Genomic DNA, 11,895 nt, shown 5'->3' on the forward strand with positions numbered 1-11,895 from the left:
GCCTGCGCCAGTAATGACGGGCGCTTGCACCCAATGGACGAAAGATACCGATGTACAGCACCGCATTCCTTGATCTGCCCCCTCTGCAAGCCGCTGCAGGCGAAGTCCACCTGCCGGGTTCCAAGAGCATCTCCAACCGCGTGCTGCTGCTGGCAGCGCTGAGCAACGGCACCACCACCGTGCACGACCTGCTGGCGTCCGACGACACGCGCGTGATGCTGGACGCCCTGCGCCAGATCGGGTGCACGGTGGATGAAGCGGGCAGCACGGTGCACATCACCGGCCTGGGTGGCAGCGTGCCCCAATCCCCCGCCAAGCTGTTCTTGGGCAATGCGGCCACGGCCATGCGCCCACTCACGGCGGCGCTGGCGCTGCTGGGCGGCGAGTTCGAGCTGTCTGGCGTGCCGCGCATGCACGAGCGCCCCATTGGCGATCTCATCGATGCGCTGCGCCAATTGGGCTGCCAGATCGACTACCTGGGCAACGACGGCTACCCGCCGCTCAAAATCGCCCATGGTCAGGGCGTGCCTGCGCTGGCACTGGCAGAGCCCATCCGCGTGCGCGGCGACGTGTCCAGCCAGTTCCTCACTGCGCTGCTCATGGCGCTGCCGCTGGCGGCGGGCACGCAGGCCATCGTGATCGAGGTGGTCGGTGAGCTGATCTCCAAGCCCTACATCGCCATCACCCTGCAACTGCTGGCACGCTTTGGCATTGTGGTCGAGCACCAGAACTGGCAGCGTTTCACCATCCCGGCAGGCAGCCGCTACCAGTCGCCCGGCAGCATCCATGTGGAGGCAGACGCCTCATCCGCTAGCTATTTCATAGCGCTTGGCGCAATTACTTCTAGCACTAGCGGCCAAAAAGGCATCAAGATTCAGGGTGTGGGCCTGGATTCGATCCAGGGCGACATCCGTTTTGTCGAAGCGGCCCGGGCCATGGGCGCGGTGGTCACGGGCGGCCCCAACTGGCTGCAGATCGAACGCGGTGCCTGGCCACTGAAGGCCATCGACCTGGACTGCAACCACATCCCCGACGCCGCCATGACGCTGGCAGTGATGGCGCTGTATGCCCAAGGCACCACCACGCTGACCAACATCGCCAGCTGGCGCGTGAAGGAAACCGACCGCATCGCCGCCATGGCCACCGAGCTGCCCAAGCTCGGCGCCACGGTGGAGGAAGGCGCGGACTATATCCGCGTCACGCCCCCAGCCCAGGTCACCGACTGGAAGGCTGCCAGCATCCACACCTACGACGACCACCGCGTGGCCATGTGCTTCTCGCTGGCCGCATTCAATCCGGCGGGTCTGCCGGTGCGCATCGAAGACCCCAAGTGCGTGGCAAAGACCTTCCCGGACTACTTCGAGGCCCTGTTCTCGGTCGCTCAGGTCGAGACCGCCCACATCCCGGTGATCTGCATCGACGGCCCCACGGCCTCGGGCAAGGGTACGGTGGCTGCGGCGGTGGCGCAGCGGCTGGGCTACCGCTTTTTGGACTCCGGCGCGATGTACCGCATCACCGCCCTGGCCGCGCTGCGGGCAGGTTTGGCCATAGACGCTGACCACGAAACCCGTATCGCCACCCTGGCCCAGACACTGCCGGTGCGGTTTGAGGGCGGCAAGGTGTGGCTGGGCAGCGACGACGTGACCGAAGCCATCCGCACCGAAGAAGCCGGCATGAACGCCTCGCGGGTGTCCGCCTTGCCCGCCGTGCGCACTGCGCTGGTCGATCTGCAGCACAGCTTTCAGCGCCTGCCGGGGCTGGTGGCCGACGGGCGCGACATGGGCACCGTGATCTTCCCCGAGGCCCCCTTGAAGGTGTATCTCACGGCCAGCGCCGCCTGCCGCGCAGAGCGCCGTTATAAGCAGTTGATTTCTAAGGGTTTTTCGGCTAGTATCGAAGACCTTCGCGTGGATCTGGAAGCGCGCGACGCCCGGGACAGTTCCCGCAGCGTTGCACCTCTCAAGCCCGCGCAGGACGCTCTGGTCCTGGACAACTCCGATTTGACGATTGAACAAGCCGTCGAACAGGTGTTGGCCTGGTGGCAGGAGCGTCAGCCCTTCGCAGCTTCTGCGCAGCGCTGACAACGTGGAGCCCTCGGGCTCCAGGCAGTGCCGAAAGGCCTTGTCACAGGCCCACGCAGCCCCTCTCGCGCGTCAGCGCACAGGTTGTGTGGATCGATAACCTAACCCGCGGCTCTGCCGCAAAAAAACCACCGCAAGCAGCTATAAAAACGGTAGCAATGGTGCTACCGGAATCCTGTTTGTGGCAAGGAAACACATGTCCGAATCTTTTGCCGCCCTTTTTGAAGAATCCTTGCAGCGCACGGAAATGCGCCCAGGCGAAGTCATCACCGCTGAAGTCGTGCGCGTCGAGCACAACTTCGTGGTCGTGAACGCTGGCCTCAAGTCCGAAGCCTACGTGCCGCTGGAAGAGTTCAAGAACGACAAGGGCGAAGTCGAAGTCCAAGTGGGTGACTTCGTCTCGGTGGCCATTGGCTCCATCGAAAACGGCTACGGCGACACCATCCTGTCGCGCGACACCGCCAAGCGTCTGGCTTCCTGGATGAGCCTGGAAAAGGCCCTGGAATCCGGCGAATTCGTCACCGGCACCACGTCCGGCAAGGTCAAGGGCGGCCTGACCGTTCTGGTCAACGGCATCCGCGCATTCCTGCCCGGTTCGCTGATCGATACCCGTCCGATCAAGGATCTGACGCCGTACGAAAACAAGACCATGGAATTCAAGGTCATCAAGCTGGACCGCAAGCGCAACAACGTGGTGCTGAGCCGCCGCGCTGTGGTGGAAGCTTCCATGGGCGAAGAACGCGCCAAACTGATGGAAACCCTGAAGGAAGGCTCCATCGTTCAAGGCGTGGTCAAGAACATCACCGAATACGGTGCATTCGTCGACCTGGGCGGCATCGACGGCCTGCTGCACATCACCGACATGGCATGGCGCCGCGTGCGTCACCCATCCGAAGTGGTGACCGCTGGCCAGGAAATCACGGCCAAGATCCTGAAGTTCGACACCGAAAAGAACCGCGTGTCCCTGGGTCTGAAGCAAATGGGCGACGACCCATGGATGGGCGTGAACCGCCGCTACCCCCAAGGCACCCGCCTGTTCGGCAAGATCACGAACATTGCCGACTACGGCGCGTTCGTCGAACTCGAACCCGGCATCGAAGGCCTGGTGCACGTGTCTGAAATGGACTGGACCAACAAGAACATCGCTCCCGCCAAGCTGGTTTCGCTGGGCGACGAAGTCGAAGTCATGGTTCTGGAAATCGACGAAGACAAGCGCCGTATCAGCCTGGGCATGAAGCAGTGCAAGGCCAACCCATGGCAAGAATTCGCTCAGGACACGAAGCGCGGCGACCGCGTCAAGGGTCCGATCAAGTCGATCACCGACTTCGGCGTGTTCGTGGGCCTGGCTGCCGGCATCGACGGCCTGGTGCACCTGTCTGACCTCTCGTGGAACGAACCCGGCGAAGCCGCTGTTCGCAACTACAAGAAGGGCCAGGAAGTGGAAGCGATCGTGCTGGCCGTGGACGTGGACCGCGAACGCATCTCGCTGGGCATCAAGCAGCTCGACGGCGACCCATTCACGACCTTCGTGACCGTGAACGACAAGGGCCAGACGGTGACCGGCAAGGTCAAGACCGTGGACGCCCGTGGCGCTGAAATCGACCTCGGCGAAGACATCGTGGGCTACCTGCGCGCTTCGGAAATCTCCCGCGACCGCGTGGAAGATGCCCGCAACGTGCTCAAGGAAGGCGACGAAGTCACGGCCGTGGTGGTGAACGTGGATCGCAAGACCCGCAACATCCAGCTGTCGATCAAGCAAAAGGACATGGCTGACGAACAAGGCGCCATGGCCAACCTGAGCCAGCAATCGAGCCGCGAAAGCGCCGGCACGACCAGCCTGGGCGCCCTGCTGCGCGCCAAGCTGGACAACTCGGAAAAGTAAAGCGCTGACCCGTTAAACGGTCAGACAGCGGGCGCCTCGGCGCCCGCTCTTTTTTCAGCCAAGACTGCCTATGTCCCAAGATTCCATGACCCGCTCAGACCTCGTCGAAGAACTGGCCGCCCGTTTCGGCCAGCTCACCCACCGCGATGCCGAATACGCCGTCAAGACCATTCTGGACGCCGTGGGCGAGGCCCTGGTGCGCGGGCACCGCATCGAGATCCGGGGCTTTGGCAGCTTCTCGGTCAACCACCGCCCTCCCCGCATGGGCCGCAATCCACGCAGCGGCGAGGCCGTGGCCATTCCCGAAAAGCGTGTGCCCCATTTCAAGCCGGGCAAGGCCCTGCGCGAAGCCGTCGACAAACGCACGGCCGAAATGGAAGAAAAGGCACCGCCCGCAACGGGCACCCTGGGCAACTGATATCAAATTGATAGCGGCAAGCGCATGATTCACTAGCGCCTGCTGCCGTTTTGGCTTGTATTGACCTGAGAGAAGGCATCCACAGCCCCCCTGCGCCAAGCTCTTAGAATCGCCCCACCACTGGGGAGACCGATGAAATACCTCCTGTGGCTGCTCAAGGCAGCCATTTTTTTTACGCTCTTCGCCTTCGCGCTGAACAACCAGCAGGATGCGACCGTGCATTTCTTCTTTGGCACGCAATGGCGCGCGCCGCTGGTGCTGGTGGTGCTGACCGCATTTGCCGCAGGTCTGGTCGTTGGGGCCTTGGGCATGGTGCCGCGCTGGTGGCGCCACCGCAACGCTGCACGCCGCGCCCAGGCAGCAGTCGTGGTGGCACCAACGCCCGTAACGGCCCCCGCCGCCAGCGCCACCCCGGCAGCGCCACCACCACCTCCTGACCTGCCTTCGATCCATGGAATTTGACCTGAGCTGGATACTGTTGGGCCTGCCCCTGGCGTTTGTGCTGGGCTGGCTGGCGTCGCGTTTTGACCTGCGCCAGCTGCGTGCCGAAAACCGCCGCGCCCCAAAGGCGTACTTCAAGGGTCTGAACTTCCTGCTCAACGAGCAGCAGGACCAGGCCATCGACGCCTTCATCGAGGCCGTGCAGAACGACCCCGACACCTCCGAGCTGCACTTCGCCCTGGGCAACCTGTTTCGCCGCCGGGGCGAGTACGACCGTGCCGTGCGTGTGCACGAGCACCTGCTGTCTCGCGGCGACCTGAGCCGTACTGACCGCGAACGCGCCCAGCATGCACTGGCGCTCGACTTCCTCAAGGCCGGGCTGCTCGACCGCGCCGAAGATGCGCTGCAGCGCCTGGAGGGCACCCCGTTCGAGGCCCAGGCCCGCCTGGCGCTGCTGGCCATCTACGAACGTTCGCGCGACTGGCCCCATGCCGCCACCATTGCCCGCAAGATGCACGATGCCGATCAGGGCGACTTCAGCACCCGGCAAGCCCACTACCTGTGCGAGCAGGCGCTGGCGCTGAGCGCGCAAGGCGACCTGCCGGGCGCTCAGGCCCTGCTGGACCAGGCAGTGGCCGCTGCTCCCGAGGCCGCGCGCGCGCGCATCGAACTGGCGCGCCTGCAACGCCTGATGGGTCAGCCGGCTGCCGTGCTGTCCACGCTCAAGGCGCTGGGCGATCGCAACCCCGCAGCGCTGCCCCTGGCCGCCCCGCTGATGGTCGAGGCTGCCACCGCTATCGGCCGCACCCAGGAAGTGCATGCCCTTTTGCAGGCGCACTATGCGCAAGCGCCTTCGCTGGACGTGCTGGAAAGCATCGTGGCCATGGAAGCCGCCGACGAGGCCACCCGCCCATCCGCCCGCCAGCGTTATGTGGAGCACCTGGACAAGGAGCGCTCCCTGGTCGCTGCTGCCAAATGGCTGGCCACCGAAAAGCTGGAACACGAAGAATTCCACCCCCAGGTTCAACGTGCCCTGGACCATGCCGTCAAGCCCCTGACCCGCTACCGATGCGCGGCCTGTGGCTTCGAGGCGCGCCAGCATTTCTGGCAATGCCCCGGCTGCCAGACCTGGGACAGCTACCCCGCACGCCGCGTCGAAGAACTCTGACCCAAGCCTTCATCCCCAACGCTGTAAGACCCTTGCCATGCTGAAGAAACTGCTGACCCTGCTGGTTGCCACGCTGCTCGCCACCGCCACCTGGGCCGCCGTGGACGTGAACACCGCCACCGAGGCCGAACTGGACGGAATCAAGGGCATCGGGCCCGGCCTGTCGGGCCGCATCCTCCAGGAGCGCCAGAGTGCCCCCTTCAAGGACTGGGCCGACTTCATCGGCCGTGTGGGCGGCGTGGGCAACAAGAGTGCCGTCCACTTCTCCAAAGAGGGCCTGACCGTCAACGGCAAGAAGTACAGCGCAGCAGCCGCCGCCAAGGCCGAAGCCAAATCCGGCAAAAAGCACAGCAGCTCCCAGGCAGCAGACCGCAAGGCCCGTGGCAGCGCTGACAAGGAGGCTGCAACGGCAACCACGCCAGCCACACCACCCGCCACGGCGACTGCGGCACCGGCCGCGCCAGCACCGGCAACCGGCGCTAGCAAAAACTAAGCACGCTTCACAAGCAGCAAGCCCGCTCCAGCGGGCTTGTTTTTTGCGGCAGGGCATGCGCGACAGCAAGGGGCGGGCAGGGTTTTTCGGCGCTGCCCCCCAGGGCGTGTCCCCCTTCAATTCCCCCACGCGAAAGCCATCCAGGCCGTGCAGTGCTAGGCGCCCTGAGCGCCGTGTAGCGTGGCTACACAAGCGAAGGGCAACGACGCAATGTGCGGCTTGGCTGGCTTTCCCTTCGGGCTGGCGGTGCAATGCGGCGTCTGCTTTGTCGGGCATCCATCCGCATTGCACCGCCAGCGCGTGGGGGAATTGAAGGGGGACACGCCCTAGAATCAATCGCGCATGCCCCTGATCACGCTCATCCTTCTCCCCTTCATCGGCAGCTTGCTGGCAGCGGTTCTGCCCTCCAACGCCCGCAATACCGAGTCCACCCTGGCGGGACTCATCGCCCTGTTCTGCACCGTGCAGGCGGCGCTCTACTTCCCGCAGATTGCAGACGGCGGCGTGATCCGGCAAGAGCTGGCCTGGCTGCCCGCGCTGGGCCTGAACCTCGTCATCCGCATGGACGGCTTTGCCTGGATGTTCTGCATGCTGGTGCTGGGCGTGGGCAGCCTGGTGGTGCTGTATGCGCGCTACTACATGTCTGCGGCCGACCCGGTGCCGCGCTTCTTCTCGTTTTTTCTGGCCTTCATGGGTGCGATGGCAGGCGTGGTGCTGTCGGGCAACATCATCCAGATTGCGTTTTTCTGGGAGCTGACCAGCCTGTTTTCCTTCCTGCTGATCGGCTACTGGCACCACCGCAAGGATGCGCGGCGCGGGGCGCGCATGGCGCTCACCGTCACCGGCACAGGGGGGCTGGCCATGCTGGCGGGCATGCTGGTGCTGGGGCACATCGTTGGCAGCTACGACCTCGATCATGTGCTCGCCGCCGGCCAGCTCATCCAGAACCACGCGCTGTACACCACCGCGCTCGTACTGATTCTGCTGGGCGCGCTCACCAAAAGCGCGCAGTTCCCCTTCCACTTCTGGCTGCCCCACGCCATGGCCGCGCCCACACCTGTGTCGGCCTACCTGCACTCGGCCACCATGGTCAAGGCGGGCGTGTTTCTGCTGGCGCGCCTGTGGCCCGCGCTGGCGGGCACCGAGCAGTGGTTCTGGCTGGTGGGCGGCGCGGGCCTGGCCACCTTGCTGGTGGGCGGCTACGCGGCCATGTTCCAGAACGACCTTAAGGGGCTGCTGGCGTACTCGACCATCTCGCACCTGGGCCTCATCACCCTGCTGCTGGGCCTGAACAGCCCGCTGGCCGCCGTGGCGGCCGTGTTCCACATCATGAACCACGCCACCTTCAAGGCCTCGCTGTTCATGGCCGTGGGCATCGTGGACCATGAAAGCGGCACGCGGGACATCCGGCGCCTGTCGGGCCTGCGCACCATGATGCCGATCACCGCCACCCTGGCCATGGTGGCCAGCGCGGCCATGGCGGGCGTGCCGCTGCTCAATGGCTTCCTGTCCAAGGAAATGTTCTTTGCCGAGACGGTGTACGTGAACACCACGCCATTGCTCGAATGGCTGCTGCCGGTGGCCGCCACGGTGGCCGGCATGTTCAGCGTGGCGTACTCGCTGCGCTTCACGGTGGATGTGTTCTTTGGCCCGCCCGCCACCGACCTGCCGCGCCCGCCCCATGAGCCGCCGCACTGGATGCGCGTTCCGGTCGAACTGCTGGTGCTGGCCTGCCTCGTGGTGGGCACGTTGCCCGCGTGGTCGGTGGGGGCCTACCTGGCCGCTGCCGCGCGGCCCGTGGTGGGAGGCGAGCTGCCCACGTACAGCTTGGCGGTCTGGCATGGGTTCAACACGCCCTTCGTGATGAGCCTGGTGGCTTTGGGCGGGGGCATCGCGCTCTACGCACTGCTGCGCTGGCAGCGCGAAAAGGGTGCCATCGATGCGCCACCCGTCATGCGCCGCATCAGCGGCCAGCGGGCCTTTGAGGCCACGCTGGCCTCGCTCAGCTTGGTGGGCCGCAATGGCCGCCGCCTGCTGGGCACTGGTCGCCTGCAGTGGCAGATGCTGTGGCTGGTGTGCGCCGCGCTGGTGGCGGGCACCCTGCCCCTGTGGGCGCGGGGCCTGCCCATTGGCGACCGGGTGCAGCTGCCGCTGTCCCCCGCCTTTGCGCTGCTGTGGTTGCTGGGTGCCGTGTGCGCCGTGGCGGCAGCCTGGCAGGCCAAATACCACCGGCTGGCGGCACTGACGCTGCTGGGTGGCTCCGGGCTGTGCGTGTGCCTCACGTTCCTTTGGTTCTCGGCGCCCGACCTGGCGCTCACACAGATCGTGGTGGAGGTGGTGACCACCATCCTCATCCTGCTGGGCCTGCGCTGGCTGCCGCGGCGCGACGAGAGCCTGCGCGTGCCCACGCTGGCCGAAGAGCGCCGCACCCAGCTGCGCCGCTACCGCGACATGGCGCTGACGTTGGCCGCAGGGGGTGGCATGGCCCTGCTGTCGTTCGCGATGATGAGCCGCCCCTTCCCCGACAGCACCTCCACCTTCTTCCTGGAGCGTGCGCTTACCGAAGGGGGCGGCACCAACGTGGTCAACGTCATGCTGGTGGACTTCCGGGGCTTTGACACCTTTGGCGAGATCGTGGTGCTCGGCATCGTGGCGCTCACGGTCTATGCGCTGCTGCGGCGCTTCCGCCCGGCGCGCGAGGTGATGGACCTGCCGCCCCAGCAGCGCGCACTGCCCGCCGATGTGGACACCGACCTCGCCAACCCGCGCCAGACCGCCGACACCGCCGTGGGCTATCTCATGGTGCCCGCTGTGCTGGTGCGGTTGATGCTGCCCTTTGCCACGCTGGTCGCGGTCTACCTGTTCATGCGCGGCCACAACGAGCCCGGCGGCGGCTTTGTGGCGGGGCTGGTGTTCTCGGTGGCCCTGCTGCTGCAGTACATCGTGTCGGGAACCTCGTGGGTCGAGGCCCACCTGCCGCTGTACCCGCGCCGCTGGATTGGCGTGGGCCTGCTCGCCGCACTGGCCACGGGCCTGGGCGCACTGGCCTGGGGCTATCCGTTTTTGACCAGCCATACGGCGCATTTTTCGCTGCCCGTGGTGGGTGAGATCCATGTGGCCAGCGCGCTGTTTTTTGACATCGGTGTGTTCACCCTGGTGGTGGGCTCCACCATGCTCATCCTCACCGGCATTGCCCACCAGTCGGTGCGCAGCCACCGCTACAACAACGCACGCGCGGCCGAAGAAGCCCAGGCCGCCGCCACACCGGGAGAAGGCCCATGGAACTGATACTGGCCCTGGCCATCGGCGTGCTCACCGGCTCAGGCGTATGGCTGCTGCTGCGGCCGCGCACCTTCCAGGTCATCATGGGCCTGTCGCTGCTGTCGTACGCCGTCAACCTGTTCATCTTCAGCATGGGCCGCCTGGGCCTCGCGATTGACAAGGAGCCCGTGCTGCAGCCCGGGGTGCCGCAAGACCTGGCCCACTATGCCGACCCCATGCCCCAGGCGCTCACCCTCACGGCCATCGTGATCGGCTTTGCCATGACCGCCCTCTTCCTCGTGGTGTTGCTGGCATCGCGCGGCATGGCCGGCACCGACCATGTGGACGGCACCAAGGGTAAAGACGTGCAGGAAATGCCATGACGGGAGGCACGAGCATCACCGCATCGATCACCGCGTGGCTGATGCCACACCTGATCCTCGCGCCGATTGCACTGCCCCTGCTCACGGCCGGGCTCATGCTGTTGCTGCGCGAAGAGCGCCAGCGCACCAAGGTCACGCTCAACATCACCTCAACCCTGATGGGCCTGGTGGTGGCCGTGCTGCTGCTGGTGCAGGCCAAGGAGCCCAGCGTGCAGACCAGCCTGGGCGTGTACCTGCCGGGCAACTGGCCGGCACCGTTCGGCATCGTGCTGGTCATCGACCGCCTGTCGGCCATGATGCTGGTGCTGACCAGCACGGTGGCACTGGCCACGGTGCTGTTCTCGGCCGCGCGCTGGCACCGGGCGGGCGTGCACTTTCACCCCCTGTTCCAGTTCCAGCTGATGGGTCTGGCCGGGGCCTTTCTCACGGCCGATCTGTTCAACCTGTTCGTGTTCTTCGAGATCATGCTGGCGGCGTCCTACGGGTTGCTGTTGCACGGCTCAGGCCGCCCGCGCGTGTCGGCGGGGCTGCACTACATCGCCATCAACCTCGCGGCGTCGTCGCTGTTCCTCATCGGGGTGTCGATGCTGTACGGCATCACCGGCACGCTCAACATGGCCGACCTGGCGCAGGGCATTGCGGGTGTGGCCGTGGCAGACCGGGGACTGCTGCACGCGGCCGCTGCCATTCTGGCGGTGGCCTTCCTCATCAAGGCCGCCGTGTGGCCGCTCAACTTCTGGCTGGTGCCCGCCTACAGCGCGGCCACTGCGCCCGTGGGTGCGCTGTTTGCGCTCATGACCAAGGTGGGCGTGTACAGCGTACTGCGGCTGTGGACGCTGCTGTTTGGCGCCGAGGCCGGTGAATCCGCGCTGTTTGGCACCCAGTGGCTCATTGGCGGCGGCATGCTGACCATGGCCTTTGGTGCCATTGGCATGCTGGGCTCGCAGCGGCTGGGGCACCTGGCAGGGTTCAGCGCCGTGCTGTCGTCGGGCACACTGCTGGCCGCTGTGGGCTTCGGGCAAAACCTGCTCACCAGCGGGCTGCTGTACTACCTGCTCAGCTCCACGCTGGCGGTGAGTGCGCTGTTCCTGCTCACCGATCTGATCGACCGCTGGCGCAATGACGGAGCCAACCTCGCGCCGTACGAGCAGACCGACGACGCGCCTTTTCTGTCGGCCGACCTGGTGCCCACCGAGGGCATGAACCTGGACGACAAGGAACAGGCGCTGATCGGCCAGGTCATCCCCGCTGCCGCGGCCTTTCTGGGCTTGGCGTTCATGGCCTGCACGCTCGTGATTGCGGGCCTGCCGCCCCTGCCCGGCTTTGTGGGCAAGTTCGCCATGGTCCATGCACTGCTCAACCCGCTGGGGCTGGGCGCGGCCCAGGGCTTCCGCCTGGGCGCTGCGGGCTGGACGCTGGTGGCGCTGCTGGTGGGCTCGGGGCTGCTGGCACTGCTGGCGCTCACGCGCGCAGGCATTCGCCATTTCTGGTCGGCCCAGGGCCGGGCTTCACCGCAACTGCTGGTGCTGGAGGGACTGCCCATTGCCCTGCTGCTGCTGGCCTGCGTGGCGCTGGTGTGGCAAGCCGGTGCAGTGATGCGCTACACCCAGGCTACGGCCGATGCCCTGCATGCGCCCGGCACCTACGTGCGTGCGGTGATGACCGCTGCGCCCGTTGCACCTTCGCCTGCGGCGGCGCCTGAAACCATGCCACCGGGGAGCAAGCCATGACCCAACCAGGCCTATCGACGGCATCCAACGCCCCAGCC

Annotated in this window: 9 protein-coding genes; all 9 read left to right on the forward strand. The window is 65.9% G+C overall.

All coding sequences use genetic code 11. The features are described from left to right. Positions 1 to 50: 50 nt before the first annotated feature. Positions 51 to 2,081 (forward strand): bifunctional 3-phosphoshikimate 1-carboxyvinyltransferase/cytidylate kinase, encoded by a 2,031-nt coding sequence (locus CLU87_RS10985; RefSeq protein ID WP_099730469.1) that lies wholly within the window; start codon positions 51 to 53, stop codon positions 2,079 to 2,081. Positions 2,082 to 2,277: 196 nt separating this feature from the next. Next, the gene (rpsA, locus tag CLU87_RS10990; protein WP_056063647.1) at positions 2,278 to 3,963 is read left to right on the forward strand and encodes a 30S ribosomal protein S1; all 1,686 of its coding nucleotides are present in this window, start codon (positions 2,278 to 2,280) and stop codon (positions 3,961 to 3,963) included. Positions 3,964 to 4,048: 85 nt separating this feature from the next. Beyond that, the gene (locus CLU87_RS10995) at positions 4,049 to 4,381 is read left to right on the forward strand and encodes an integration host factor subunit beta (protein ID WP_056065071.1); all 333 of its coding nucleotides are present in this window, start codon (positions 4,049 to 4,051) and stop codon (positions 4,379 to 4,381) included. A 132-nt stretch (positions 4,382 to 4,513) separates the two neighbouring features. After that, positions 4,514 to 4,843: a lipopolysaccharide assembly LapA domain-containing protein gene (locus CLU87_RS11000; protein ID WP_056063651.1), complete on the forward strand. Its 330-nt coding sequence runs from the start codon at positions 4,514 to 4,516 to the stop codon at positions 4,841 to 4,843. After that, positions 4,833 to 5,990, forward strand: coding sequence for a lipopolysaccharide assembly protein LapB (gene lapB, locus CLU87_RS11005; protein ID WP_099730470.1), 1,158 nt, complete (start codon positions 4,833 to 4,835; stop codon positions 5,988 to 5,990). The genes CLU87_RS11000 and lapB overlap by 11 nt, the downstream gene beginning before the upstream one ends. Positions 5,991 to 6,027: 37 nt before the next feature. Further along, the gene (locus CLU87_RS11010) at positions 6,028 to 6,483 is read left to right on the forward strand and encodes a helix-hairpin-helix domain-containing protein (protein WP_099730471.1); all 456 of its coding nucleotides are present in this window, start codon (positions 6,028 to 6,030) and stop codon (positions 6,481 to 6,483) included. A gap of 342 nt (positions 6,484 to 6,825) precedes the next feature. Further along, a complete protein-coding gene (locus CLU87_RS11015) occupies positions 6,826 to 9,771 on the forward strand; it encodes a monovalent cation/H+ antiporter subunit A (protein ID WP_099730472.1) in 2,946 nt (981 codons plus the stop codon). Beyond that, entirely contained in the window at positions 9,762 to 10,127 is a 366-nt protein-coding gene (locus tag CLU87_RS11020; RefSeq protein WP_015014440.1) for a Na+/H+ antiporter subunit C, read from the forward strand. Before CLU87_RS11015 ends, CLU87_RS11020 begins: the two co-directional genes overlap by 10 nt. Beyond that, positions 10,124 to 11,857 (forward strand): monovalent cation/H+ antiporter subunit D, encoded by a 1,734-nt coding sequence (locus CLU87_RS11025; protein WP_099730473.1) that lies wholly within the window; start codon positions 10,124 to 10,126, stop codon positions 11,855 to 11,857. Before CLU87_RS11020 ends, CLU87_RS11025 begins: the two co-directional genes overlap by 4 nt. The last annotated feature ends 38 nt before the right edge of the window (positions 11,858 to 11,895 follow it).

It is taken from the genome of Acidovorax sp. 59 (genome assembly GCF_002754175.1).
Taxonomy (GTDB): Bacteria; Pseudomonadota; Gammaproteobacteria; order Burkholderiales; family Burkholderiaceae_C; genus Acidovorax; species Acidovorax delafieldii.

Excerpts from the sequence above, each read along its gene's own strand:
- CLU87_RS10985 (WP_099730469.1), top strand. The coding sequence starts at position 51 with ATGTACAGCACCGCATTCCTTGATCTGCCCCCTCTGCAAGCCGCTGCA.
- rpsA (WP_056063647.1), top strand. The coding sequence starts at position 2,278 with ATGTCCGAATCTTTTGCCGCCCTTTTTGAAGAATCCTTGCAGCGCACG.
- CLU87_RS10995 (WP_056065071.1), top strand. The coding sequence starts at position 4,049 with ATGACCCGCTCAGACCTCGTCGAAGAACTGGCCGCCCGTTTCGGCCAG.
- CLU87_RS11000 (WP_056063651.1), top strand. The coding sequence starts at position 4,514 with ATGAAATACCTCCTGTGGCTGCTCAAGGCAGCCATTTTTTTTACGCTC.
- lapB (WP_099730470.1), top strand. The coding sequence starts at position 4,833 with ATGGAATTTGACCTGAGCTGGATACTGTTGGGCCTGCCCCTGGCGTTT.
- CLU87_RS11010 (WP_099730471.1), top strand. The coding sequence starts at position 6,028 with ATGCTGAAGAAACTGCTGACCCTGCTGGTTGCCACGCTGCTCGCCACC.
- CLU87_RS11015 (WP_099730472.1), top strand. The coding sequence starts at position 6,826 with ATGCCCCTGATCACGCTCATCCTTCTCCCCTTCATCGGCAGCTTGCTG.
- CLU87_RS11020 (WP_015014440.1), top strand. The coding sequence starts at position 9,762 with ATGGAACTGATACTGGCCCTGGCCATCGGCGTGCTCACCGGCTCAGGC.
- CLU87_RS11025 (WP_099730473.1), top strand. The coding sequence starts at position 10,124 with ATGACGGGAGGCACGAGCATCACCGCATCGATCACCGCGTGGCTGATG.